The 22409-nt window shown below is 66.1% G+C and carries 25 protein-coding genes, 1 tRNA gene and 2 pseudogenes; 15 read left to right on the top strand and 13 right to left on the bottom strand.

What is annotated here, in order from left to right:
- The first annotated feature begins 52 nt into the window (after positions 1 to 52).
- Both QXH22_RS12040 and QXH22_RS12035 read left to right on the top strand, forming a co-directional pair.
- Positions 53 to 649 (top strand): bifunctional 2-polyprenyl-6-hydroxyphenol methylase/3-demethylubiquinol 3-O-methyltransferase UbiG, encoded by a 597-nt coding sequence (locus QXH22_RS12040; protein WP_016895220.1) that lies wholly within the window; start codon positions 53 to 55, stop codon positions 647 to 649.
- Positions 650 to 683: 34 nt separating this feature from the next.
- Positions 684 to 1298, top strand: a complete 615-nt coding sequence (locus QXH22_RS12035; RefSeq protein ID WP_016895219.1) for an isoprenylcysteine carboxylmethyltransferase family protein — start codon at positions 684 to 686, stop codon at positions 1296 to 1298.
- 28 nt (positions 1299 to 1326) lie between these two features.
- On the opposite strand, the gene QXH22_RS12030 is transcribed toward QXH22_RS12035, so the two are convergent.
- Positions 1327 to 1397 (bottom strand) — tRNA-Ala (locus QXH22_RS12030).
- Between the two features lie 71 nt (positions 1398 to 1468).
- Between QXH22_RS12030 and QXH22_RS12025 the strand changes: the two are divergent.
- The 3 genes and pseudogenes from QXH22_RS12025 to QXH22_RS12015 all read left to right on the top strand — a co-directional run.
- A pseudogene (locus tag QXH22_RS12025) lies at positions 1469 to 1624 on the top strand (alpha-glucosidase C-terminal domain-containing protein); the annotation flags it as partial.
- The gene (locus tag QXH22_RS12020; RefSeq protein WP_306243395.1) at positions 1621 to 2982 is read left to right on the top strand and encodes a maltokinase; all 1362 of its coding nucleotides are present in this window, start codon (positions 1621 to 1623) and stop codon (positions 2980 to 2982) included. The pseudogene QXH22_RS12025 and the gene QXH22_RS12020, both read left to right, overlap by 4 nt.
- Before the next feature lie 60 nt (positions 2983 to 3042).
- A complete protein-coding gene (locus QXH22_RS12015; RefSeq protein WP_306243393.1) occupies positions 3043 to 3723 on the top strand; it encodes a YoaK family protein in 681 nt (226 codons plus the stop codon).
- Positions 3724 to 3810: 87 nt separating this feature from the next.
- Here the strand turns inward: QXH22_RS12015 and ag85C are convergent, their stop codons facing one another.
- The 5 genes and pseudogenes from ag85C to QXH22_RS11990 all read right to left on the bottom strand — a co-directional run bounded on the left by ag85C (position 3811) and on the right by QXH22_RS11990 (position 7681).
- Positions 3811 to 4851: a diacylglycerol acyltransferase/mycolyltransferase Ag85C gene (gene ag85C, locus QXH22_RS12010; RefSeq protein ID WP_306275666.1), complete on the bottom strand. Its 1041-nt coding sequence runs from the start codon at positions 4849 to 4851 to the stop codon at positions 3811 to 3813.
- A gap of 220 nt (positions 4852 to 5071) precedes the next feature.
- A pseudogene (locus QXH22_RS12005) lies at positions 5072 to 5897 on the bottom strand (ABC transporter permease).
- Positions 5887 to 6687 (bottom strand): ATP-binding cassette domain-containing protein, encoded by an 801-nt coding sequence (locus tag QXH22_RS12000; RefSeq protein ID WP_371934185.1) that lies wholly within the window; start codon positions 6685 to 6687, stop codon positions 5887 to 5889. The pseudogene QXH22_RS12005 and the gene QXH22_RS12000 overlap by 11 nt, the downstream one beginning before the upstream one ends.
- On the bottom strand, positions 6684 to 7136 hold the full coding sequence (locus tag QXH22_RS11995) for a MarR family winged helix-turn-helix transcriptional regulator (RefSeq protein WP_306243385.1): 453 nt from the start codon (positions 7134 to 7136) through the stop codon (positions 6684 to 6686). The genes QXH22_RS12000 and QXH22_RS11995 overlap by 4 nt, the downstream gene beginning before the upstream one ends.
- Positions 7137 to 7168: 32 nt before the next feature.
- Positions 7169 to 7681: a metallophosphoesterase family protein gene (locus QXH22_RS11990; RefSeq protein ID WP_306275663.1), complete on the bottom strand. Its 513-nt coding sequence runs from the start codon at positions 7679 to 7681 to the stop codon at positions 7169 to 7171.
- 45 nt (positions 7682 to 7726) lie between these two features.
- On the opposite strand from QXH22_RS11990, the gene QXH22_RS11985 reads away from it, so the two are divergent.
- On the top strand, positions 7727 to 8182 hold the full coding sequence (locus QXH22_RS11985; RefSeq protein WP_306243381.1) for a MaoC family dehydratase: 456 nt from the start codon (positions 7727 to 7729) through the stop codon (positions 8180 to 8182).
- Positions 8183 to 8263: 81 nt separating this feature from the next.
- Here the strand turns inward: QXH22_RS11985 and QXH22_RS11980 are convergent, their stop codons facing one another.
- The gene (locus QXH22_RS11980; RefSeq protein WP_306275660.1) at positions 8264 to 9559 is read right to left on the bottom strand and encodes an acyl-CoA dehydrogenase family protein; all 1296 of its coding nucleotides are present in this window, start codon (positions 9557 to 9559) and stop codon (positions 8264 to 8266) included.
- A 62-nt stretch (positions 9560 to 9621) separates the two neighbouring features.
- Positions 9622 to 10695, bottom strand: a complete 1074-nt coding sequence (locus tag QXH22_RS11975; RefSeq protein ID WP_306275658.1) for a F420-dependent hydroxymycolic acid dehydrogenase — start codon at positions 10693 to 10695, stop codon at positions 9622 to 9624.
- An 85-nt stretch (positions 10696 to 10780) separates the two neighbouring features.
- Between QXH22_RS11975 and QXH22_RS11970 the strand changes: the two genes are divergently transcribed.
- From QXH22_RS11970 to QXH22_RS11960, 3 genes are read left to right on the top strand one after another with little or no spacing between them, the layout of a single operon-like run.
- Positions 10781 to 11386 carry a GNAT family N-acetyltransferase gene (locus tag QXH22_RS11970; protein WP_306244510.1) on the top strand — a complete coding sequence of 202 codons (606 nt, stop codon included), beginning with the start codon at positions 10781 to 10783 and terminating at the stop codon, positions 11384 to 11386.
- Positions 11368 to 12144 (top strand): SDR family NAD(P)-dependent oxidoreductase, encoded by a 777-nt coding sequence (locus QXH22_RS11965; protein ID WP_306243375.1) that lies wholly within the window; start codon positions 11368 to 11370, stop codon positions 12142 to 12144. The genes QXH22_RS11970 and QXH22_RS11965 overlap by 19 nt, the downstream gene beginning before the upstream one ends.
- 29 nt (positions 12145 to 12173) lie before the next feature.
- Positions 12174 to 12485 carry a hypothetical protein gene (locus tag QXH22_RS11960; protein ID WP_306275655.1) on the top strand — a complete coding sequence of 104 codons (312 nt, stop codon included), beginning with the start codon at positions 12174 to 12176 and terminating at the stop codon, positions 12483 to 12485.
- Here the strand turns inward: QXH22_RS11960 and QXH22_RS11955 are convergent, their stop codons facing one another.
- Entirely contained in the window at positions 12486 to 13172 is a 687-nt protein-coding gene (locus QXH22_RS11955) for a TetR family transcriptional regulator (protein WP_306243372.1), read from the bottom strand. It abuts the gene before it with no gap.
- Between the two features lie 70 nt (positions 13173 to 13242).
- Here QXH22_RS11955 and QXH22_RS11950 point away from each other — a divergent pair, with 70 nt between their 5' ends.
- The 4 genes from QXH22_RS11950 (at position 13243) to QXH22_RS11935 (ending at position 17161) form a co-directional block, all read left to right on the top strand.
- Entirely contained in the window at positions 13243 to 14316 is a 1074-nt protein-coding gene (locus tag QXH22_RS11950) for a ferredoxin reductase (protein ID WP_306243370.1), read from the top strand.
- A gap of 50 nt (positions 14317 to 14366) precedes the next feature.
- Positions 14367 to 15473, top strand: a complete 1107-nt coding sequence (locus QXH22_RS11945) for an acyl-CoA desaturase (RefSeq protein WP_306243368.1) — start codon at positions 14367 to 14369, stop codon at positions 15471 to 15473.
- 120 nt (positions 15474 to 15593) lie between these two features.
- The gene (locus QXH22_RS11940; protein ID WP_306243366.1) at positions 15594 to 16109 is read left to right on the top strand and encodes an SRPBCC family protein; all 516 of its coding nucleotides are present in this window, start codon (positions 15594 to 15596) and stop codon (positions 16107 to 16109) included.
- Positions 16109 to 17161, top strand: a complete 1053-nt coding sequence (locus tag QXH22_RS11935) for an LLM class flavin-dependent oxidoreductase (RefSeq protein ID WP_306243364.1) — start codon at positions 16109 to 16111, stop codon at positions 17159 to 17161. The genes QXH22_RS11940 and QXH22_RS11935 overlap by 1 nt, the downstream gene beginning before the upstream one ends.
- Positions 17162 to 17228: 67 nt before the next feature.
- On the opposite strand, the gene QXH22_RS11930 is transcribed toward QXH22_RS11935, so the two are convergent.
- Both QXH22_RS11930 and QXH22_RS11925 read right to left on the bottom strand, forming a co-directional pair.
- Complete coding sequence (locus QXH22_RS11930) at positions 17229 to 18332, bottom strand: DUF1214 domain-containing protein (RefSeq protein ID WP_306275652.1); 1104 nt, start codon at positions 18330 to 18332, stop codon at positions 17229 to 17231.
- Complete coding sequence (locus QXH22_RS11925; protein WP_306243361.1) at positions 18329 to 18901, bottom strand: TetR/AcrR family transcriptional regulator; 573 nt, start codon at positions 18899 to 18901, stop codon at positions 18329 to 18331. The genes QXH22_RS11930 and QXH22_RS11925 overlap by 4 nt, the downstream gene beginning before the upstream one ends.
- A gap of 100 nt (positions 18902 to 19001) precedes the next feature.
- On the opposite strand from QXH22_RS11925, the gene QXH22_RS11920 reads away from it, so the two are divergent.
- Complete coding sequence (locus tag QXH22_RS11920; RefSeq protein ID WP_371934218.1) at positions 19002 to 20165, top strand: sulfotransferase; 1164 nt, start codon at positions 19002 to 19004, stop codon at positions 20163 to 20165.
- A gap of 11 nt (positions 20166 to 20176) precedes the next feature.
- Complete coding sequence (locus tag QXH22_RS11915) at positions 20177 to 21064, top strand: alpha/beta fold hydrolase (RefSeq protein ID WP_306243358.1); 888 nt, start codon at positions 20177 to 20179, stop codon at positions 21062 to 21064.
- Here QXH22_RS11915 and QXH22_RS11910 read toward each other — a convergent pair.
- Both QXH22_RS11910 and QXH22_RS11905 read right to left on the bottom strand, forming a co-directional pair.
- Positions 21054 to 22097: a zinc-binding dehydrogenase gene (locus tag QXH22_RS11910; RefSeq protein WP_306275650.1), complete on the bottom strand. Its 1044-nt coding sequence runs from the start codon at positions 22095 to 22097 to the stop codon at positions 21054 to 21056. The two genes, QXH22_RS11915 and QXH22_RS11910, sit on opposite strands and share 11 nt — an antisense overlap.
- Positions 22094 to 22306: a molybdopterin-binding protein gene (locus QXH22_RS11905; protein ID WP_306243355.1), complete on the bottom strand. Its 213-nt coding sequence runs from the start codon at positions 22304 to 22306 to the stop codon at positions 22094 to 22096. Before QXH22_RS11905 ends, QXH22_RS11910 begins: the two co-directional genes overlap by 4 nt.
- Positions 22307 to 22409: the final 103 nt, after the last annotated feature.

Raw genomic sequence — 22409 nt, 5'->3', positions numbered from 1 at the left:
TCGGAATTAGTCGATGACAGCGCTTGCGATTGATGAAGGCTGAGGTGGCGCGGTGAAGCTCAACACCATCGAACGGGCAGCGATGAACAACCCGATTCGGGCTGCCCATCAACACCATCGGGAAGCCGCATGGTTTCGCCGCCTCGCCGGTGGCGACCTCACCGGCCAGGACGTACTCGAGACCGGCTGCGGACGAGGTGTCGGCTCCGAAGTCATCCTCGACCGGCTCCAGGCCCGCCACGTCACCGCATTCGACCTCGACGACACCATGGTCGAGCTCGCCCGCAAACGCCTCCATCACAGGCCCGTATCCCTGTCAGTCGGCGATGTCTGCGACATCCATCAGCCGACCGCCAGCCACGACACCGTCGTTGACTTCGGCATCATCCACCACGTCCCGCACTGGCAGCTGGCCGTCGCCGAGATCGCCCGAGTGTTGCGCCCCGGTGGGCTGCTGTTGTTCGAGGAAGTTCCACGCCGCATGCTCGACACCTGGGCGTTCCGCACATTCACCGTGCACCCACGCGAAAACCGCTTCGAGTCAGACGAATTCGCCGCTGAACTGGCCCGCCACGGCCTGCACGGCACCGCCCGCATCGAACACCACCTTCGCGGGCTCCTCTTCATCGGGGCCGCCCGAAAGATCTGACCTGCCACCCCCGCGACCACGAAAGCCGACCACGATGTCCGCGATGTACGCCATCATCGCCTTGCTCCTCGTCGCGGCTTTCTGGCTGCTCGACGGCTACGTGCGAGCCCGTATTCAACGCCATCGCACCGGCGACAGCGGCATCCGCATCCCTCGCACACCCAAACAGTGGTGGGCCCGAGGAACCCTGGCCTCCGGCATGCTGCTGCCCGGCATCGCCGCCCCCATCGCCGAACTGCTGGGCCTGCAGCCAGTGCCACTGTTGGACCACGGGCCCAGCCGCGTCGCCGGCATCATGCTCGCCGCACTGGGCGTGTTCGCCGCGTTCGGCGCCCAACGCGCAATGGGATCTTCGTGGCGCACCACTGTCGACCCCACCGAACGCCCGCCACTGGTCACCACCGGCATTTTCGCGATCGTGCGCAACCCCATCTACACGTCGATCAACGTCATGGTTATCGGACTAACCTTTGCGGTTCCCAACGGTATTGCACTCGCCGGCGTCGTGATGATCATCATCGGTAGTCAACTGCAGGTCCGCCTGATCGAAGAGCCCTACCTCACCGCCACCCACGGCCAGGCCTACCGCGACTACTGTGAGGCTGTCGACCGGTTCCTGCCCGGCATCGGGCGGATCAGACGGGCGTAGTGTCACCGCCGGCCGTACCGACCAAAGGTGGAGCCACGGGGAATCGAACCCCGATTTGAGCCTTGCAAAGGCCCCGTTCTACCGTTGAACTATGGCCCCGTCATGGATATGACCGTGGCGGTATCACCGCTGGTCACACCCACTTTCATCTACCTCTCCTAGAGATAAGAATCGAATTGAACCTGCAGCAGTGGAACAACTACACCCCAATCGAACTCACCGGACAGGTGGAATTTCCCCGGATCGGGCACCTGCCTTATCTGCTCACGCTCCCGGGACACGGTTTCTACTGGTTCCAGCTGTCCGCTTCGGAGGAGAACCGATGACCCGCCCGACAATGCCCGCAAACCTCCCGTGGGCGGACTGGCTCCCCCAGCAACGGTGGTACGCCGGGCGCAACCGGCAACTGTCCACCGCCGACGTATCGCTGGTGGTCCCGCTGCGCACGAACCTGGACCTGGTGCTGGTCGACGTCGGTTATGCCGACGGCTTCACCGAGCGCTACCAGGTGATCGTGGGCTGGGACACCGAGCCGGTCACCGAGTACAGCACCCTGGCCACCATCGGTTCGGCCGAAGATCACACGGCATTCGACGCGCTGTACGACCCGTCGGCCGCGCAGTTCCTGCTGTCGCTGATCGACTCCGCGGCCGTGCGGGGCGAGTCCGAAAGCCAGGTCAGGTTCTCCAAAGAGCCCGGCGCCGGATTGCCGCTGGACGCCTATCCGCGGGTCTCGGACGCCGAGCAGAGCAACACCAGCGTGATCTTCGACCGGGCACCGTGCGCCATCTTCAAGGTGTTCCGGCGGGTCAGCCCCGGTATCAACCCCGACATCGAGCTCAACCGGGTGCTCGGCCGCGCGGGCAACACGCACGTCGCGAAGTTGCTCGGCGCCTACGAGGTGGGCGCGGCGGGCGATCCGGACGCGTCGTCGCCGCTGGGCATGGTCACCGCGTTCGCGGCCAACGCGGCCGAGGGCTGGGCGATGGCCACCGCCAGCGTCCGCGATCTGTTTGCCGAGGGTGACCTCTACGCCCATGAGGTCGGCGGTGACTTCGCCGGCGAGTCCTATCGGCTCGGCGAGGCGGTGGCGTCGGTGCACGCCACCCTGGCCGAGACCCTCGGGACGTCGCAGACGGTCTTTCCGCTGGACCATGTGCTGTCGCGGCTCAGCGCGGCCGTGGCCACGGTGCCCGAACTCGAGCAGTACGCCGCGACAATCGAGGAGCGGTTCGGCAAGCTGGCCGACGAGCAGATCACCGTGCAGCGGGTGCACGGCGACCTGCACCTGGGACAGGTGCTGCGAACCCCGGAGAGCTGGGTGCTGATCGACTTCGAAGGTGAGCCGGGCCAGCCGCTGAAGGAGCGGCGTGCACCGGATTCACCGTTACGCGACGTCGCCGGGGTGTTGCGGTCCTTCGAGTACGCGGCCTACGGGCCGTTGGTGGAGAACGCGGCGGACAAGCAGAAGGCGGCGCGGGCCCGGGAATGGGTCGAGCGCAACCGCACCGCGTTCTGCGACGGCTACGCGGCCGCGTCCGGGATCGACCCGCGCGATTCGGCGCTGCTGCTGGCCGCTTATGAGCTCGACAAGGCGGTCTACGAGACCGGATACGAGGCACGGCACCGGCCTACCTGGCTGCCGATACCGCTGCGCTCGATCGCACGTCTGACGACGGCCTGACTCGAGGTCGGCTATGCCCTTTGGGGTGCCCAAGTCGCGTCGCTCTGGAAGCATGCTCGTGTGCAGAAAGAGATGTACGACAGCGAAGCGAGACTGGCCTGGGTGCTGGCCGCATTGGCCGGGGTGCTCGGAGCCACCGCATTCACCCACTCAGAGGGGTACTTCGTCACGTTCATGACCGGAAATGCCCAGCGTGCCGTGCTGGGGGTGTTCCGGGACGACGTGACCCTGTCATTGAGTGCGGGCACGCTGCTGCTGTGTTTCGTGGCCGGGGTGATCGTCTCGTCGGTGTGCCGGCGCCGGTTCTGGGCCGAGCACCCGCATGGTCCGACGGTGCTGACCACCTTTTGTCTGGTGTTCGCGACGGCCCTCGATATCGTGCTGGGCGGGTGGGAGCAGACCCTGCTCGATTTCGTGCCGATCATGTTCGTGGTCTTCGGGATCGGCGCGCTGAACACTTCTTTCGTCAAGGACGGCGAAGTCTCTATTCCGCTGAGTTACGTGACGGGCACGCTGGTGAAAATGGGCCAGGGCATCGAACGTCACATGGCCGGGGGGCGGATCGAGGACTGGTTCGGCTACTTCATGATGCTCGCGACGTTCATGCTGGGCGCGGCGATCGGCGGGGCGATCAGCTTGGTGGTCAGCGGCACTCAGATGCTCGGTGTCGCCGCGGTCGTGTGTCTGGTGACCACGTGTTACACCTACCTGCACGCCGACCGACGCGGGTTGCTGGATTAATCGGGGGCGCTGCTACCTTCCGAAAAGGAACATCGGCAGCAGCGCTGGCCGTAGCGCTGCTGCCGATGTGGCTCTGGTGGCAACCCGTCAGGTGCCCGCGACGGGAGGACCGGCGGGCGCCGGTGCCGGTGGCGGAGGGGCCGCGGCGTTGACCGCGTTGATCACCTGCAGCATGTCGGGCTTCATCGCCATCAGTTGCTGGTTCCAGTAGTTCCAGGAGTGGGTGCCGTTGCCCGGGAACTGGAACACCCCGTTGCGTCCGCCGTTGGCCGCGTAGGTCTGCTGGAACTGCTGGTTGGTGCGCAGCGTCAGGCCTTCGAGGAACTTCGCCGGCATGTTGTCGCCGCCGAGGTCGCTGGGAGTGCCGTTGCCGCAGTAGACCCAGATCCGGGTGTTGTTGGCGACCAGGCGCGGAATCTGCATCATCGGGTCGTTGCGCTTCCAGGCCGGGTCAGAGGACGGTCCCCACATGCTGTTCGCGTTGTAGCCGCCCGAGTCGTTCATCGCCAGCCCGATCAGGGTCGGCCACCAACCCTCGGAGGGGTTGAGGAAGCCCGACAGCGAGGCGGCGTAGGGGAACATCTGCGGGTAGTAGGCCGCCATCACCAGCGCCGAGCTGCCCGACATGGACAGGCCCACAACCGAATTGCCGACCGGCGAGGTGCCCTTGTTGGCCTGCAGCCACGCGGGCATCTCCCGGGTCAGGAAGGTCTCCCACTTGTAGGTGTAGTTCTGCCCGTTGCCCTGTGAGGGCTGGTACCAGTCGCTGTAGAAGCTGGACTGCCCGCCGACCGGCATGATCACCGAGAGGCCGGAGTTGTAGAACTCCTCGAATGCGGGGGTGTTGATGTCCCAGCCGCTGTAGTCGTCCTGGGCACGCAGGCCGTCCAGCAGGAGGACCGAATGCGCTCCGCCACTCTGGAATTGGACCCGGATGTTGCGACCCATCGCCTGCGACGGGATCTGCAGATACTCGACCGGCAGCCCCGGGCGGGAGAACGCGCCCGAGGTGGCCGAACCGCCGACCGCGCTGACGAGACCGGTCAGCAGGGCAGCACCCATAGCGGCGAAAGCCAACCGTCGAGGTATGGTTGCCGCTGCGCCACACAGCCTTTCAACGAATTTCATCGTTTCTACCCATCCCAACTTTCATCTGCCACTCGTGGAATCTGTTCTTGGGCGAGTGAAACACAGACGACGGGCCCGGCGAGCCCGTCGTGGCCGGAGAACTTTGTCGCGGTTGGCTAACGATTGGGAGTCGGGCCGGATACCAGTTCAGCCGGTCACCGTCGGGTAACGAATGGCCACCGGAAGGGTATCGTCGCCTTCTGGTACGCCGCTGGATGCGCTATGCGACGAGGCGCCGCAAAAAATGTTGACGCCGTGACGATTCCGACGACCGGCGCCACCAGCAGCACGATGACGTCCACGAGGTGGAATGGGGTGCCGATCAACAGCGCGCGCAGCACGTCGACCTCGTAGCTGAGCGGGTTGACCTTGCTCAGGGCATGCAACCAGCCCGGCATGACGTCAACCGGATACAGCGCATTGGAGGCGAAGAACAGTGGCATGGTGATGGCCTGACCGATACCCATCAGGCGATCACGGTTACGCACCAGACCGGCCAATGTCATTGACAGGCAGGCGAAGAACGCCGCGCCGAGCATGACGACGACCATCGCCGCCAGAATCCGCAGCGGATTGACGGTAAGCCCGATGCCTGTCGCGTAGGCCAGCGCCAGCACGCCGACCACCTGTGCCACCGACCGCACCCCGGCAGCGAACGACTTGCCGGTGATCAGGGCCGAGGCGGGCGCCGGCGTCACCATCAGCTTTGCCAGGACGCCCGAATCACGGTCCCAGATGATCTGGATGCCATAGAAAATGGAGATGAACAATGCCGACTGGGCGATGATGCCGGGGGCCAGGAACGCCTGATAGCTGACGTTGCCGGTGTCGATCACGCGCAGGTGGCTGAAGGTGGTGCCGAAGATCAGCAGCCACAGCGCTGGCTGCACCATCCTCATCACGAGCTCGGTCCGGTCGTGCCGCAACTTCTGCAGTTCCACGATCGCGAACGCGCCGATGCGGCTCAATGTCGCTCTGGCCCTGTCCAATCCGTGTGGAGCGCGAACTAGTTCGAAGGTGAATGGGGGGGTGTGATCAACCGACACGGCGGGCCACCCTTCTGACGGCCCGGATTTCGCTGATATCTGACGAGTCTTGGGTGAGACCGGCCGACGAATAGTGGCGGAAGACATCTTCGAGCGTGGCCTCCGGCGACAGGGCCGCCTTCAACTCCTCAGGGCTGCCCACGGCCTGCAGTGCGCCGCGATGCATCAGTGCGACCCGGTCGCACAACGCGTCCGCTTCTTCCATGTAGTGGGTGGTCAACAGCACAGTCATGCCGAACTGCTCCTGCATCCGGCGGACCTGCGTCCAGACACCGTCGCGTGCGATGGGGTCCAGGCCGACGGTCGGTTCGTCCAGCACCAGTAGCGAGGGGCGGTTGACCAGGGCCTGCGCCACTTCCAGACGGCGCACCATGCCGCCGGAGTAGCTGGATGCGGGCTTGTCGGCCACATCGAGCAGATCCATTGCGGCCAGCGCCTGTTCAACACGCTGGGTCCGCTCGGCCCGCGGGACGCCGTACAGCCTGGCGAACCAGGTCACGTTCTGCCGGCCGGTCAACGTCGTCTCAATGGAAAGTTGTTGTGGCACATAGCCGATATTGCTTCGTATATCGATCGTCTGGCTTTTCGCATCCAGTCCGAAGATGCGCAGTTCGCCGTGCTGGACCGGCGCCAGAGTGGTCAGCACCCGTACCACCGTTGTCTTGCCGGCACCGTTGGGGCCGAGCAGACCCATGGTCTCGCCTGGCCGCACCGTGAAAGTCACGTCGTCGACGGCCGTGTGCTGGCCATAGCGATAGGTCAGGTGCCGGCAATCGATTGCGTCTGTCATGTGCATCGCTCCTGCAGCTTCCTGGTCATCTCTTCGAGCACCTCCAGCCCCTTGGCCAATACCCCGATCTGGTCGTCGTCAAGCTCATCGACCAGGTCGGCGAGCACGGCCCGGCGCGTTGCCGCCGTCGCGTCCATCACGTGCTGAGCCGATTCGGTGAGCCGCAGCCGGCTCACCCGTCGGTCGTCCGGGTCCGCCGTCCGTTCCAGCAATCCCGCGCAGGACAGCTTGGACACCAGGGTGGAGGCGGTGTTGGGCACGAGGCCCAATTCGGCGGCGGCGACGCTGACCGACACTCCCGGGCGGTGCGAGACGAGGCGCAACAATTCGGCCTGCGACTCGGAGAGCCGCCCGGCCGGATATCCGGTGCCTGCGGCCCGGCGCAGTTGACGACGAAACCTGCCGAGGATCCGCGGCAGGTCAGCGACCACATCGGTCTTGGTTTCCACCACGGTCCATAATAGCTCTGTAGTCGAGCTATTTATTCCCGGCGCACCGCAGGGAGCTGGTGCAGCGTCACGTCGAGCTGGGCGCTGGCCTGGTCCGCCGTGGCCGTCATGTACGTGCAGAACGGTTGCCGGCGCCGATCGGTCGGCGAGCCCGGGTTCAGCAGCCTCAGTCCGGTGGTTGTGGTGGTGTCCCATGGGATGTGGCTGTGGCCGAACACCAGCACGTCGGTCTCGGGGTAGAGCCGAGACATCCGCGCGTCGCGGCCTGCGGCGCCGCCTGTCTCGTGCACGACGGTGAAGTGCAGTCCACCCAGGTCCACGTCCGCGCGCTCGGGCAGCCGGGACCGCAGTTCGTCGCCGTCGTTGTTGCCCCAGCACGCGATCAGCCGGGCGGACGCGTCCTCGAGTCGGTCCAGCAGGTCCGGCGTCACCCAGTCGCCGGCGTGGATGACGACGTCGGCGGCGGCGACCTCGTCCCATACCGGCGCGGGAAGGTCGCGGGCGCGTTTCGGGACGTGGGTGTCGGTGATCAGCAGGAGCCGCATAAGTTCTATGCATACCCGGGCGCCATCAGGACCAGAGGAGAGACCATGCGCACCTTCGAGTCAGTCGCCGACCTCGCCGCGGCGGCGGGGGAGACCATCGGACAGAGCGACTGGGTGACGATCAGTCAGGAGGAGGTCAACCTGTTCGCCGACGCGACCGGTGACCACCAGTGGATCCACGTGGACCCGGAACGAGCCGCGAAGGGGCCGTTCGGGACCACCATCGCGCATGGGTTCATGACCCTGTCGCTGCTGCCGCGGCTGCAGCACGACATGTACACCGTCAAGGGCATCAAACTGGCGATCAATTACGGCCTGAACAAGGTTCGCTTCCCGGCCCCCGTGCCGGTGGGGTCGCGGGTGCGTGCGACGAGCTCACTGGTCAGCGTCGACGACGTCGGCAACGGCGCGGTGCAGGCCGTGGTGTCGACCACCGTCGAGATCGAGGGCTCGGCCAAGCCAGCCTGCGTGGCCGAGAGCATCGTCCGCTACATCAGCTGACTTTCCTCGCGAGCAGACACAAAATCGCACGCGGGCTGCCGAAATAGTGCGAGTTCGCGTCTGCTCGCGGGGACAGGTGCGTCAGAACTCGGCGATGGAGTGCTCCAGTCGGGCGGCCAGTCGCGCCTCCGCTTCGGCCTTGCGCGTCGGTATGTGCTGTGACGGGAAAGGCGTTGTCACAGGCTGATATTCGCGCAGGGTGCGGCGGGCCACGGTCATCTTGTGTAACTCGGTCGCGCCGTCGGCGATGCCCAGCGATTCGGCGGCCACCAGCATCTTGACGAACGGCATCTCGTCGGACACGCCGAGCGCGCCGTGCAGGTGCAGGGCGCGCTGCGCCACATCGTGCAGAACCTGGGGCATCGCGACCTTCACCGCCGCGATGTCGCGACGCACCTTCTGGTAGTCGTGGTGTTTGTCGATCAGCCACGCGGTGCGCAGCACCAGCAACCGGAACTGCTCGATCTGGATCCAGCTGTCGGCGATCTTCTCCTGGGTCATCTGGAAGTCGGACAGTCGCCCGTGCCGGGTCTGACGGGACACCGCGCGCTCGCACATCATGTCGAAAGCGCGGCGCGCCAAGGCGATTGTGCGCATCGCATGGTGGATACGGCCGCCGCCGAGGCGCGTCTGCGCGATCATGAACGCCTGCCCCTCGCCGCCGAGGACGTGATCGGCGGGCACCCTGACGTCGCGATAGCGAACGTAGCCGTGGGTGGCGCGTTTGGAGGATTCGGCGCCCACACCGAGATTGCGGATGATCTCGATGCCCGGTGTCTCGGCCGGCACGATGAACAGCGACATCTTCTCGTACGTGCGGCCCTCCGGATTGGTGACAGCCATAACGATGAAGAACGACGCGTGTTTTGCGTTGGTGGAGAACCACTTCTCGCCGTTGATGATCCAGTCGTCACCGTCGCGGGTCGCCGAGGTGACGAACAGTCCCGGGTCCGAACCACCCTGTGGTTCGGTCATTGAGTAACAGGAGGTGATTTCGCCGTCCAGCAGGGGCTGCAGATAGCGCGCCTTCTGCTGCTCGGTGCCGAACAGCGCCAGAATCTCGGCGTTGCCCGAATCGGGAGCCTGGCAACCGAATACCGACGGCGCCCATCGGGAACGTCCGAGGATCTCGTTGAGCAACGCGAGTTTCACCTGACCGAAGCCCTGCCCGCCGAGTTTGGGCGTCAGATGGGCGGCCCACAGCCCCTGTTCCTTAACCTGTTGCTGCAACGGCCGCAGGATCGCCATCATCTCGGCGTTCTGCTTGTCGTACGGATCGAGCGCGACAAGATCGAGCGGTTCGAGTTCCTCGACCATGAATTTCTCGACCCAGTCCAGCTTGGCCTGGTATTCCGGGTCCGTTTCGAAGTCCCACACGGTTGGCCACCGTTCCCCGGCGCAGCGCTGCGCCGGCATCGTTGAGTCACACCATCGTAGGATCAGCGCAGTTCGGGCAGCACGCTGGTGCGGTAGAAGTCGATCGCGGTGTGTGGGTCATCCTGGGGGAAGTGCAGGAACGGCACGGCACCCGCGTCGAGAATCGCCTGCACGGCGTTGATGTGCACAGCCGGGTCGGTGCCCACGGTCCAATTGCCGAGCACCTTCTCGGTCGGATTCGTCTCGGCGGCGCGCTGGATCTCGACGGGGTTGGGTTGATCGGCGGCGCCGGCGGTGAATCGCCACAGCGCCGCGGCGCGCGCGGCGGTTGCGGCGTCACCGACGACGGCGAACAACTCGGCACGCTTGCCCATGGTGGCGGGGTTGCGACCTGCCTGCTGCGCGCCCGCGTTGAACGCGGCGAGCAGTTTCGCGTTCGTGATATCGGGCGCCTGGGCGATCCACCCGTCGCTGTACCGACCGGCCAGCGTTGCGCTCTTGGGTCCGCCGGCGGCCACGAAGATCGGCGGCGGCGCGGCGGGCACGTCGTACAGTTTCAGCGAGTTCGTCTGAAAATACTTGCCTTCGAAGGAGATTCGCTCCCCGCTCCAGAGCTGCCGGATCAATCCGATCGCCTCTACCAGCCGGTCGTGACGCTCGGTGTAGTTGCCGTAGGTGTTGGTGGCGGCTTGCTCGTTGAGACGTTCACCGGTGCCAAGGCCCAGAAAGACCCGGCCCGGACTGAGGATGGCCAGTGACGCGAATGCCTGCGCGACGGTGGCCGGATGGTAGCGATAGGTCGGGCAGGTCACCCCGGTGCCGAAGGAGATCCGGCTGGTGCTGTTGCCCACCAGTGCCAACGTCAGCCAGGGGAACATGGAGTGGCCCTGGTTGTCCTGCCACGGCTGCAGATGATCGCTGGCCCAGACGTACGTGAACCCGGCGTTCTCGGCGGCCTGCGCCTGCGAGACCAGTTGATCGGTGCGGAACTGCTCGTGGGACAACACGAATCCGACATCCCGCGGCTGCGCGGACCCGGGCGCCTGCCGTGACTGGCAACCGGACAGCCCGGCGGCAGCGGCCACGCCCATTCCGGCGGCCAGCTGCGCCATCGCCCTTCTCGAGATACCGGTCATGGCATCGGAATACCCTCGCCCCCTGCCCCCACACCTTCAGCGCACAGGCTGGCGTGCCTCACCTCAGCCACCTACCGTGAGTGAGGTGACTCCGCAGGCGCGCCCGGCGCAAAAAGCTGACCTTCGCAAGTTGAGCCGCACTCTGGGCCGCGCCTTCTTCGACGACCCGGTCACGATGTGGATCCTGCCCGACGATGACGCGCGGCGGAAGCACCTGGGCCGGGTGTTCGCCACGATGACCCGCCATCACCATCTGCCGCGCGGCGGCGTCGAGGTGGCCTGCGAAGGAGCGGACATCGGTGCGGCCGCACTATGGGATCCGCCGAATCAATGGCGGGAATCACGCTGGGCGGAACTGGCGCAGCTGCCCACCTTCCTGCGGGCGTTCGGTACGCGAACCCAGCGGGGCCGTGAGCTGCAGGAGATCATGAAACGCGCGCATCCGGAAGAGCCGCATTGGTATCTGGCGGTCGTCGGCAGCGACCCGGATGTCCGTGGCCGGGGTTTCGGGCAGGTGCTGATGCGGTCCCGGTTGCAGCGTTGCGACGCCGAGTACTGCCCCGCCTACTTGGAGTCCTCCAAGCCTGAAAACGTGCCGTATTACGAACGTTTCGGCTTCCGGGTAACCGGGGAGATCACGATTCCCGACGGTGGTCCGACGCTGTGGCCGATGTGGCGCGACCCGCAGTGACTGGGCAGGCGTTCGCCGGCAAAACCGCGTTCATCACGGGCGCGGCCGCCGGGCTCGGGCGCGCTTTCGCTCGGGCGCTCGCGGCTCGTGGGGCCGGCGTTGTGATCGCCGACATCGACATCGCGAGTGCCGCCCAGGTGGCCGCCGAACTGACATCGCAAGGGGCGCAGTCGATCGCGGTGCCCTGCGACGTGGCCGACGAATATCAGGTCGACGCCGCGGTGGCGGTTGCGACCGAAACATTGGGTGGCGTCGACATTCTCATCAACAACGCCGGCCGCCACCTGATGAAGTACAACCAGCCGTTCGGCGCCCTCTCCCGTGCGGACCTGCGCGGCATGTTCGACGTCAATGTCATGGGAGTCATCAATTGCACTCTGGCGTGCCGTGATTCGATGCGCGGCCGTGGTGGCGGGGTGGTGCTGAACATGTCGTCGGCGGCCGGTTATTCCAGCAGTACCCCCTACGGGGTGTCCAAACTGGCGGTGCGCGGCTTGACGGTGGCCTTTGCCTCCGAGCTCTCACCGGACCTGATCCGCGTCAACGCGATTGCGCCCGGAATGACCAACACCGAGAGCGCACTCGCCGATGTGCCGCGACCGCTGGTCGAGGATTACGTCCACGACCTTCAGCTGGTGCACCGGCTCTGCACGATGGACGACGTGGTGGCGGCGATGCTCTACCTGTGCTCGGACGATGCGTCGTTCATCACCGGCGAAACCCTCAAGGTCAGCGGTGGGTTCCCGCTGTCTGTTTAGCCGCACCGCCGGTGGGAAATAATGCGGCTATGGAAACCGGTCCCGACAACACCCTGGACCCGTCCGAGTCCACCGACTCCGACGAGCTGCTCAACGATGACGGAGACATCGTCGTCGATCCGCCCGAGGGTTGGAGCGAGGCCGACAAGTTCGGCATGACCGCGCGGGAAGAGCGCGAGGGGGAGTCGCTGGACCAGCGGCTCGCCGAAGAGGAGCCCGATGTCATCCCGGATGTCGAGCCGGTCGATGACATGCCGGGCCGCGCCCACCGCGGTCAGATCGACGGTGTTCCCGAGGACGGACCCTCGTTGTTCCAGGTCGTTGACGAGAACGAGGTCTGATCAGGGTTCGCTCTTCCATGAAGCGACCCCGATGGTGATCATCCGGAGCTGTTTGACCGCGGTGCGGTGAATGTCTTCCAGCGCTTCGGCGCTCTGCGCGTCTTCGATGGCCTCGGCGGTGACGATCATCGCGTTGACGAACAGGCTTGCCAGCACGTTGAGATCCTCGGTGCTCCACTCGTTCAACCGGGGAAACCGGGCCAGGTCAGTGGCCAGCTCAGACACGATCAGCCTGATCTCGGTGCGGATCGCATAGCGCAGCACGGACACTCCGGTGGAGCGCTCGCGTGAGATGAAGCGCCAGTGCTCGCGCTGTTCGGCGACGCTGCCGATCAGGATCTCCACCGAGGACTCGATCACCCGGCTGGGGTCCAGCTTGCCGGCCCGGGCCCCGCGCAGCGTGTCGCGCAGGCTGCGGAAGGATTCGTCGATCAGCACCAGGCCGAGTGCCTCCATCGACTCGAAATGCCGGTAGAAGGCCGCCGGAACGATGCCCGCCTCCCGGGTGACCTCACGCAGGCTCAGATTGCTGAAACTGCGGTCGTTGAGTGCCTTGAGCGCCGCGGCGATGATCGCCCGCCGGGTTGCCTCTTTGCGTTCCTCGCGCGAGGGCGTATCACGGGAGCTTTCGCGCCCCCGTTCTCGGCTCGACCGCCGCGAGTGTGAGCTAGGAGTACGACTGTTCACTATGTGAACCGTAACACAGAACGGGTGAAAACCCTTGACCACCTGCACCGACCGGTGTCACGGTGTACACATGTTCACTCAAACTTTCACTCGGACGATCGCCAAGCGAGTCCTGAGTTCCGACCTCGTTGATCTGCTCACCGGCCCGCACGGCGTCGACCGGTACACCGAGCTCGTGACGCCGACGTGGACCTCCGGTGAGGCCCGCGCCAAGGTGGTCGACGTGCGGCGGACCACCCCGCGCAGCGTCACCCTGACGCTGGCGCCGAACGCCGCGTTCACTGAGCGCCACCACGCCCGGGCCGGCCAGTTCGTGAACGTGACCGTCGAGATCGACGGGCGGATGCACTCGCGGTGCTACTCCCCGGCAAACGTCGAGGGCAGCACGGAGATCGAGCTGACCGTCGGTGTGCACGACGGCGGACTGGTGTCGAGCTACCTGTACGAGCGGGCCCGCCGCGGCATGGTGGTCGGCCTGGACGGCGTCGGCGGTGACTTCGTACTGCCAGAGCAACTGCCCCGCCGCATCCTGTTCATCTCCGGCGGCAGCGGAATCACGCCCGTGCTGGCGATGCTGCGCACACTGGTCGCGCGGGGACATGCCGGCGAGCTCGCGTTCGTGCACTACGCCCGCACCCCCGAGGAAGCGTGCTACCGCGAGGAACTGGCAGCGATGCGCGGGGTTCGGGTCCTGCACGGCTTCACCCGTTCGGGTTCGGGTGATCTGAAAGGCCGTTTCGGCGCCGAGCATCTGGCCGCCGCGATGGAGGCGCCCGACGCGGTGTTCGTCTGCGGGCCAGACGCTTTGGTCGATGCCGTCAAGGGACTCTGTGAAAATGTGTTCACTGAAAGTTTCGTGCCGCCGGTGTTCGAGCCGCCGGCCAACCCGACCGGTGGCCGGGTCACTTTCGCCGACAGCAAGGTCGACGTCACCGATGACGGGCGGTCGCTGTTGGAGCAGGCCGAATCGGCCGGCCTCAAGCCGCAGAACGGATGCCGGATGGGCATCTGCCACACCTGCACGCGCCGCAAGACCTCCGGCACCGTGCGCAATCTGATCACCGGCGCCGTCTCCACCGCCCCCGACGAGGACGTGCAGATCTGCGTCACCGTTCCGGTCGGCGACGTCGACCTGGCCCTCTAGCAGCACTCCAACAGCCCTTTAGTCAACACACACTTCAAGGAGGAAAAGCCATGTCGCAGAACAAGATCACGCTGACCAAGGAGCAGGCCGACGCCTTCGGCAGGGAGCTCGACGCCATCAGGGAACGGGTGATGGCCGACCTTGGTGAAAAGGACGCGGAGTACATCCGCAAGGTCATCAAGGCCCAGCGCGCCCTGGAGGTCGGCGGGCGTGCGCTGCTGTTCCTGCCGCCGACCTGGTTGTTCGGCACCGCGATGCTGGGCTTCGCGAAGATCCTGGACAATATGGAGGTCGGTCACAACATCATGCACGGCCAGTACGACTGGATGCGTGACCCGACCATCTCCGGCCGCGACTTCGAGTGGGACAGCGCCTGCCCGTCGGACCAGTGGCGACACTCGCACAACTACATGCACCACACCCACACCAACATCGTGGGCATGGACCGCGACATCGGCTACGGCATCCTGCGGATGAGCGAGGACCAGCGCTGGCAGCCGTACTTCCTGGGCAACCCGGTCTACGCGTTCCTGCTGATGGTGCTGTTCCAATACGGAGTGGCGCTGCACGAGCTGGAGACCGAGCGGATCCGCGCCGGAGAGATCACGCTGCGAGACAAGCGCGACACGCTGCGCGAGATCTGGCGGAAGGTCCGTCGTCAGACACTGAAGGACTACGTGGCCTTCCCGCTGTTGGCTGGGCCGTTCGCGCCGTTCGTCTTCGCCGGCAACCTCACGGCGAACCTGATGCGTAACGTGTGGGCCTACACGATCATCTTTTGCGGCCACTTCCCGGAGGGCACGCAGGAATTCACCATGGAAGAGACCGAGAACGAGTCGCGCGGCCAGTGGTACTTCCGCCAGGTGCTCGGCTCGGCGAACCTGACCGGCGGCAAGTTCTTCCACGTGATGTCCGGCAACCTGTCACACCAGATCGAGCACCATCTGTTCCCGGACATTCCGGCCCGCCGGTACGCGGAGATCGCGCCGGAGGTTCAGGAGATCTGCGAGCGCTACGGCATCCCCTACAACAAAGGACCGCTGCTCAAGCAGTTCGGCACCGTGGTGCGCAAGATCATCCGGCTGAGCGTTCCGGACTCGTGGCACCGGCGGCCGAAGGAATCCGCTCCGGCCGAATTGGAGCTGGTGGCCGCATAACCGTTCGAGCCTGAGCTGACGGCGCCGAGACTGCGCCCAGGGTGTGTCATTTCGACATCGGGTATCCCTGGGCGCAGTCTCACTGCGTTTTCGGGTGGACTTGGGTGGAGAATGGGCCGAATGGAGTGGACCGGCGCGCGCTATGCGGACAAACCGACGGTGGAATCCTCGACCTGGGTCGACGCCGAGCCGCAACGGGTCTGGAGCCTGGTCTCCGACATCGAGCTGATGCCGACCCTGAGCAACGAGCTGCAATCGGTGTCGTGGCTGGACGGAGTCAGCGAACCCCGGATCGGAGCCCGGTTCGTCGGGCACAACGAGCACGAGGCGTTCGGGCGCTGGAGCACCACGTCACACATCGTTTCCTTCGACCGGCCCCGCGAATTCGCCTGGGCGGTCGGTGAACCCGAATACCCAGCAGCCACCTGGCGATTCCGGTTGACCCCCCGCGACGGAGGCACCGTGCTCTCGTTCTGGACGCAGATGGGTCCCGGCCGTTCGGGGTTGTCCAACGCCATCGATGCGATGCCGGACAAGGAACAGAAGATCGTGTTCGTCCGGCTGCGGGAGTTCGAGGCCGCGATCGACAAGACGCTGGCGGCGATCAAGAGGCTGGCCGAGCACGGGGTGCGGTGATGCGGACTGCGACCACGGTCGAATTGTCCGCGGCCCCAACCGCGCACGTGGCCGAAACCGTGGATTTCGTGGTCGAGGCCGAACGGCTCGGGCTCGACATGTGCTGGGTCGCCGAGGCGTGGGGGGCTGACGCCCCGTCGGCGCTGGGCTATCTCGCGGCCCGCACCGACACGATGCTGCTCGGTTCCGGCGTCATGCAAGTCGGTACCCGGTCGCCGGTGCTGGTCGCCCAGACGGCGATCACGTTGTCCAACCTGTCCGGGGGCCGCTTCCTGCTGGGCCTCGGTGCCTCGGGGCCGCAGGTGATCGAAGGCCTGCATGGCATCGCCTTCGACAGGCCGTTGTCGCGCATCCGCGAGACCGTCGAGATCGTCCGGCAGGTCTTCCAGGGCGGCAAAATCTCCTACTCCGGCCGGGAATTCCAGATCCCCCGACCAGGCGGCGAGGCGAAACCGATGCGGTTGTCCACCCGACCCGAACACCCGATTCCCATCTATCTGGCCACTCTGTCGCCGGCCATGTTGCGACTCACCGGGCAACTCGCCGACGGCTGGTTAGGCACCAGCTTCGTTCCCGAGGGTGCCGACCAGGCCTACTTCGCCCACCTGGACGAGGGTTTGGCCGCATCCGGTCGCACCCGCGCCGACCTCGACATCTGCCAGGGCGCCGAGGTCGCCTTCGCGGCGGACGAGGACGTCCTGCGCGAGATGGTGGCCGGACGTAAGTCGGAACTCGCGTTCAGTCTCGGCGGAATGGGCTCGGCCAGCACCAACTTCTACAACCAGGCCTACAGCCGGCAGGGCTGGAGCGAGGTGGCCGCCGCGGTGCGGGAACGCTGGCAGTCCGGCGACCGGCCCGCAGCCGCCGCGCTGATCACCGACGAGATGGTGCTTGCCACCACCTTGATCGGCACCGAGGAGATGGTGCGCGCCCGGCTGGCGGTGTGGCGCGATGCGGGGGTGACCACGGTGCGGCTCTATCCGGCGGGCGAGACATTGGGCGAGAAGCTCGACACGCTGGGCCGGGCGATCGAGTTGGTGCGCGCCACGTAGCGCCGAACGTGAACTGAGGGTGGCTTTTTGGTGATTTTCCCGGCCCCACTTCACGCTCGGCGAGGGGTCAAGCGGGCGTGGTCGGCGCCTCGGACACCTTGACCAGCTGTACCTCCGGACGCGCCGGTACCGAGTCGGCGAGGAACCAGCGGAACGCCAGGTTCCCGCGCGGATAGCCCAGTGTGGCCAGCGAATTGGGATGAGCCGTCCCCGCAGCCGACAAGACGATTGTCACCGACCCGTCAGCGTTCGGCACGGCGCTGTGCCCGTTGACCGAGCAGCGTGCGTCCGAAGCGCCGTAAGTGGCCATGAACTGGTTCCACACCACCATGTTCCAGACCCGGCACGGCGGCGGGCGGTGCGTGATGACCAGCGCCTCGTCCTCCCCGAGTACGAAACTGCCGTAGGCGTAGCAGGCATCGCGCGCCGACCAGCCGAAGTTGGCATCCGGAACCTGGTAGGGATCCGCGAATTCGTTTGCGGCGTGCGCGACTTCGTGGCCGAGTGCATGAGCGTCGTCGGCGCGCGTCCCGACCGGCAGCGGCACGATGGCGAACATGGTGCGCAACCACGTGGTTGCCGCGCGCAACCGGGCCGCGGTTTCTGAGTCGCCGTGCCGGATCGGTTCGGGCCCGTCGAGCGCCTCGATATTCCAGACGACGGGGCGGCCGGTCAGCGGGTCAGCCTGGTAGTCGCGTGTCATCAGGGCCGCAGCGTCGGGTGTCGGTGGGAATTCGAAGGAGAAGTTGCCGTCGGCGTCGATGTCGAGGTCGGTGTCGCGGACGATCGCAACCACGCGGTCCGACCAGGCGCCCGGTGACGGCTCGTTGTACGCCGTCACCGAAAAGTACACGCTGTCACCCTTATTGCCGCTGATGCGGTAACGGCGGTCCGGGTCGACCGGGCACATGTAGTAATAGGCGTCGGTATTGTCGCCGCCCCATCGGCGATCTCGCCGGAACGGGGTGTTCACCGCGACGAACTGCGGGCGACCCGGTTCCGGGAACAGGTAGCTGTCCAGCGCCACCCCGAGCGTGGCGCCGAGCATGCGGTACCCGTCGGCGACATGCCGGTCGTCTGTCACGGCACGATCGCCCTCGAGGAAGGAACGGTCGAGTTCGCCCAGGGTGGCGACCAGCTCTCGCCAGGCCGTCGTCGATTCGTGCGTCATGCGCCAATTCCTCTCAGCAGCAACGTCGTAGTGCGGTCGATCCAGGTGTCGTCGAGTTCCACTCGGGTGAGCAGGCCGAGCAGTGTCACGCCGGCCACCGCTTCGGCGAGCTCGGCGGCGGTCACGTCGGAGCGAACCTCGCCGCGTGCCGCAGCCTTCGCGAGCAGGTCGTGGAGCCCGCCGCCGATCAGGCCGGCGAAACGCTCCAGCAGCGCCGAATGCAGGGTGGGGTCTGCGGCCATCTCGCCGATGAGGCCGGGCAGTGCCGCCCTGGCGGCCGGAGTGCTCAGTACGTCCCTTGTGCGGCAGACCATTTCGCGCAGATCCTGGCGCAGCGAGCCGGTGTCGGGGATTTCGGTCGAGGCGCTGATCGGGAACACCGCTTCGTGCACGAGGTGCGCTTTGCTCGCCCAGCGCCGATAGATCGCGGGCTTACTGGTGCCGGCGCGCCCGGCGATCGCGGAGACCAGCAACCCCGGGTAACCCGTCTCGGCCAGCAACTCGACGGTGGCGCTCAGGACCGCCGCGTCGATGCGCGGATCGCGGGGCCGGCCAGACTCTTCTACCATTACGAAACTCAGAGTAACATAAGTCGCCGTGACCGAACCCGTTCGCTTGACAGACCTGGCCGAGCCCCGCTTCAGCGCTGAAGCGCAGCCCATCCTGGACATGATGGCCGCGTTGGCGCCCGACTGTCCGTTGGATGCTGAGGCGTTGTGCGCCAAAGCAAGTGCCGACACCGGGCTGCACGATTTCGGTCCGGCCGACTACCGGGAACGGCTCGACGTTTACCTATCCGCGTTGCGCGACATCGACGGACTGCACCCGGCCGGGGTGGTCAACTTCTATGGGCAGCTGCTGCAGTTGCTGAAGAACCGGCTGCTGCTGGCCGACCTGTTGCGCCGCCACCCCGAGATCAACGACATCGAACTGCGCTCGCCGGTGGTGATCGCCGGACTGCCGCGCACCGGCACCACTCACCTGCACAACCTGCTGGCCTCGGCGCCCACCTTCCGCACCATGCCCTACTGGGAGAGCAACGAACCCTTTCCGCTGCCGTCGGAAACCGGCACCGAGCCGGATCCGCGGCGCGCACGCATGGACGTTGCAGTCAGTGTGATCAACCTGGTGATGCCGCATTTCGCGCTCATGCATGAGATGACCACAGATCACGTCCACGAAGAAATCCAGCTGCTGGCCAACGACTTTTCGACGATGCTGTTCGAGACGCTGGCCCATGTTCCCGCCTGGCGTGACTACTACCAGTCCCACGATCAGACGCCGCACTACCACTATCTCGCCACCCAACTCAGGGCGATGCAGTTCCTGCGCGGCGGCGAGCGCTGGTTGTTGAAGTCGCCCCAGCATCTCGAACAGGTGCCGGTGCTCAATCGCGTTTTCCCGGACAGCATCGTCGTCTTCACCCACCGAGACCCGGTGCCGGTTGCGCTGTCGATGGTCGCGATGATCACCTATTCCGCGCGCATGCACCGCGCCCCGGTTCCGGTCGAGGAGATTGCCGGGTACTGGATCGACCGCCTCGAACAGATGCTCAATGCGCTGGTTCGGGATCGCGATGTGATCGGCCCGGACCGTACCGTCGACGTCCGCTTCGACGACTTCATGGCCGACGAACTCGGCACGGCCGAGCGGGTTTACGCGCTGGCCGGCGAACCCTTCATCGACGCGGCGCGCACGGCCATCAGCGGCTACCTGGCCGGTCATCAGCGCGGGCGGCTGGGCACCGTGGCCACGTCATACGAGATGTTCGGGCTCGCCGAAGACGACCTGCGAACCCGGTTCGCGCCCTACGTCGAGCGATTCCTGACGTAGGTTCTTTGACCATGACCATCTCCCTGCCCGTCCTCGAGGGCGTCGAACACCGGTTCATCGATGTCGGCGACGGTGTCACCATCCATGTCGCCGACGCCGGCCCGACCGACGGACCGGCCGTGATGCTGGTGCACGGCTTCCCCGAGAACTGGTGGGAGTGGCACGCGCTGATCGGCCCGCTGGCCGCCGATGGTTACCGGGTGCTGTGCCCCGACCTGCGCGGTGCGGGCTGGAGTTCCGCGCCACGGTCGACGTACACCAAGGACGAGATGGCCGGCGACCTGTTGGCGGTGCTGGACAAACTCGGCATCGCCACGGTCAAGCTCGCCGCGCACGACTGGGGCGGGCCGGTGGCCTTCATTCTTATGCTGCGCCACCCCGACCGGGTGACTGGCTTCTTCGGGATGAACACCGTCGCGCCCTGGGTGAAGCGCGATCTGTCGTCGGTCCGCAACATCTGGCGACTCTGGTACCAGATCCCGATCTCGCTTCCGGTGATCGGGCCGCGACTGCTCAGCGATCCCAAGGCGCGCTTCGCCCGTCTCCTGCTCGGCTGGGTCGGCGGCGGCTTCGCAATGCCCAACGAGGACATCCGGCTCTATATCGACTGCATGCGCCAGCCCGGGCACGCCGAGGCCGGGTCCCGGTGGTACCGGTCATTCCAGACCGGAGAGATGCTGCGCTGGATGCGAGGGGAATTCGATGACGCGCGGGTCGAGGTGCCGGTGCGCTGGCTCTCCGGTGTCGAGGACCCGGTGATCACGCCCGACCTGATCGACGGATATGCCGACCACATCACCGATTTCGAGGTCGAATTGGTTGAGGGCGTGGGCCACTGGATCGTCAGCCAGCGTCCCGATCTGGTGCTCGACAGGCTGCGCGCGTTTCTCAGGGCTTGACGAGGATCCTGATCGGGTTGCCCTCCTGGCGCTCCAGCATCTCGATGCCGGCGTGGATGTCCTGCAGCGGGATGACCTGGCTGATGGATCGCGAAAGATCAAGGCGCCCATAGGAAACCAGCTTGGCCAGGGTCTCGATGTCGACGTTCTGATAGCCGAGATGCCCGAGCGCCTGCTTGCGGCTCAGCCCGAACATCGCGGTGGGCCCGACGGTCGGTGACTCCGCGCTCATGCCCACGCCCACCATGCGGCCGCCGGCGGTCAGCGATTCCAGCGCCTGCTCGAACGTCACCTTCAGTCCGACGGCGTCGAACGCGACGTCCAGTTTCCGGCCGCCGGTGACCTCGGCGATCTTGTCCTGCAACTGGTCGTCTCGGGTGTCGAAGGCATAGTCGGCCCCGATTTCCAGCGCGCGGTCCAACACGGCCGGGTTGATGTCGAGGGCGATCACCGGCACCGCGCCTACCAGCTTGGCCAATTGGACGATATGGGTGCCGACCCCGCCGACGCCCCATACCCCGACCGATTCCCCGATCGCGACCTTGCCGGTCCGGACCACGGCGCCGAACGGCGTGGACACCGCGTCGGCCAGGATGGCGGCCTGCTCCAGCGGAACGTTGTCGGGTACCCGGGTCAGACCCACCGCCTGCGCCATCGTGTACTCGGCCCACGCGCCGTCATAGGCGAACGCCATCAACTGGATCCGCAGGCAGTTCGACAGGTCGCCGCGACGGCAGTTCGGACACGTCAGGCAGGGGCGCCCGGCCGCGACCACCACGCGGTCGCCCTCCGACCAGCCGGTCACGTCCGGCCCGAGTTTGGCGATGGTGCCCGAGGCTTCGTGGCCCTGGGTCACCACCGGCGCCTGGGCCGGGAACGTTCCGTTGATCAGGCTCAGGTCCGAGTGGCAGATCCCGCAGAACGCCACCTTGACCAGGACTTCGCCCGGCCCGGGCTCGGGGATGGGAACATCTTCCAGCACAACGCGTTTGGTGTCGGCGTAGAAGCGCTCGGCGCGCATGGTGGCCGTCATTCGACGCCGATCGTGACTTCGGTGGACTTGATGAATACCGTCGCCTGCTGGCCGACTTCGAGCCCGAGGTCGAGTGCGGCGTCTTTGGTGATCGACGACGTGACGATTTGATCGCCGCCGTCCAATCGGATCTTGACGATCGCCATGACACTGCCGAGGTTGACCTCGGTGACGGTGCCCTTCAGTTGATTGCGGGTGGAGAGGCGCATCGTTGGAGCGTAGCCCCGCCCCGGCGGTCGAGTGTGCGGGCACGGCGTCGAGTGTGCGTCCAGCACGGGATTCCCGCGCTGGTATCGGCGTAGAGGCACACTC

The organism is Mycobacterium sp. TY814 (assembly GCF_030755175.1).
In the GTDB taxonomy this organism is placed as follows: Bacteria; Actinomycetota; Actinomycetes; order Mycobacteriales; family Mycobacteriaceae; genus Mycobacterium.
The sequence above is the reverse complement of the archived record's forward strand: the minus strand, read 5'-3'. Positions and strand labels throughout refer to the sequence as shown.

What these genes read in the sequence shown, in the direction of transcription:
- QXH22_RS11920 (WP_371934218.1), top strand. Translation starts at nt 19,002, where the DNA reads ATGATGGCCGCGTTGGCGCCCGACTGTCCGTTGGATGCTGAGGCGTTG.
- QXH22_RS11940 (WP_306243366.1), top strand. Translation starts at nt 15,594, where the DNA reads ATGGAGTGGACCGGCGCGCGCTATGCGGACAAACCGACGGTGGAATCC.
- QXH22_RS11960 (WP_306275655.1), top strand. Translation starts at nt 12,174, where the DNA reads ATGGAAACCGGTCCCGACAACACCCTGGACCCGTCCGAGTCCACCGAC.
- QXH22_RS12020 (WP_306243395.1), top strand. Translation starts at nt 1,621, where the DNA reads ATGACCCGCCCGACAATGCCCGCAAACCTCCCGTGGGCGGACTGGCTC.
- QXH22_RS12000 (WP_371934185.1), bottom strand. Translation starts at nt 6,687, where the DNA reads ATGACAGACGCAATCGATTGCCGGCACCTGACCTATCGCTATGGCCAG.
- QXH22_RS11950 (WP_306243370.1), top strand. Translation starts at nt 13,243, where the DNA reads ATGTTCACTCAAACTTTCACTCGGACGATCGCCAAGCGAGTCCTGAGT.
- QXH22_RS11935 (WP_306243364.1), top strand. Translation starts at nt 16,109, where the DNA reads ATGCGGACTGCGACCACGGTCGAATTGTCCGCGGCCCCAACCGCGCAC.
- QXH22_RS11910 (WP_306275650.1), bottom strand. Translation starts at nt 22,097, where the DNA reads ATGACGGCCACCATGCGCGCCGAGCGCTTCTACGCCGACACCAAACGC.
- QXH22_RS11930 (WP_306275652.1), bottom strand. Translation starts at nt 18,332, where the DNA reads ATGACGCACGAATCGACGACGGCCTGGCGAGAGCTGGTCGCCACCCTG.
- QXH22_RS11915 (WP_306243358.1), top strand. Translation starts at nt 20,177, where the DNA reads ATGACCATCTCCCTGCCCGTCCTCGAGGGCGTCGAACACCGGTTCATC.
- QXH22_RS11905 (WP_306243355.1), bottom strand. Translation starts at nt 22,306, where the DNA reads ATGCGCCTCTCCACCCGCAATCAACTGAAGGGCACCGTCACCGAGGTC.
- QXH22_RS11975 (WP_306275658.1), bottom strand. Translation starts at nt 10,695, where the DNA reads ATGACCGGTATCTCGAGAAGGGCGATGGCGCAGCTGGCCGCCGGAATG.
- QXH22_RS11945 (WP_306243368.1), top strand. Translation starts at nt 14,367, where the DNA reads ATGTCGCAGAACAAGATCACGCTGACCAAGGAGCAGGCCGACGCCTTC.
- QXH22_RS11925 (WP_306243361.1), bottom strand. Translation starts at nt 18,901, where the DNA reads ATGGTAGAAGAGTCTGGCCGGCCCCGCGATCCGCGCATCGACGCGGCG.
- QXH22_RS11985 (WP_306243381.1), top strand. Translation starts at nt 7,727, where the DNA reads ATGCGCACCTTCGAGTCAGTCGCCGACCTCGCCGCGGCGGCGGGGGAG.
- ag85C (WP_306275666.1), bottom strand. Translation starts at nt 4,851, where the DNA reads ATGAAATTCGTTGAAAGGCTGTGTGGCGCAGCGGCAACCATACCTCGA.
- QXH22_RS12035 (WP_016895219.1), top strand. Translation starts at nt 684, where the DNA reads ATGTCCGCGATGTACGCCATCATCGCCTTGCTCCTCGTCGCGGCTTTC.
- QXH22_RS11990 (WP_306275663.1), bottom strand. Translation starts at nt 7,681, where the DNA reads ATGCGGCTCCTGCTGATCACCGACACCCACGTCCCGAAACGCGCCCGC.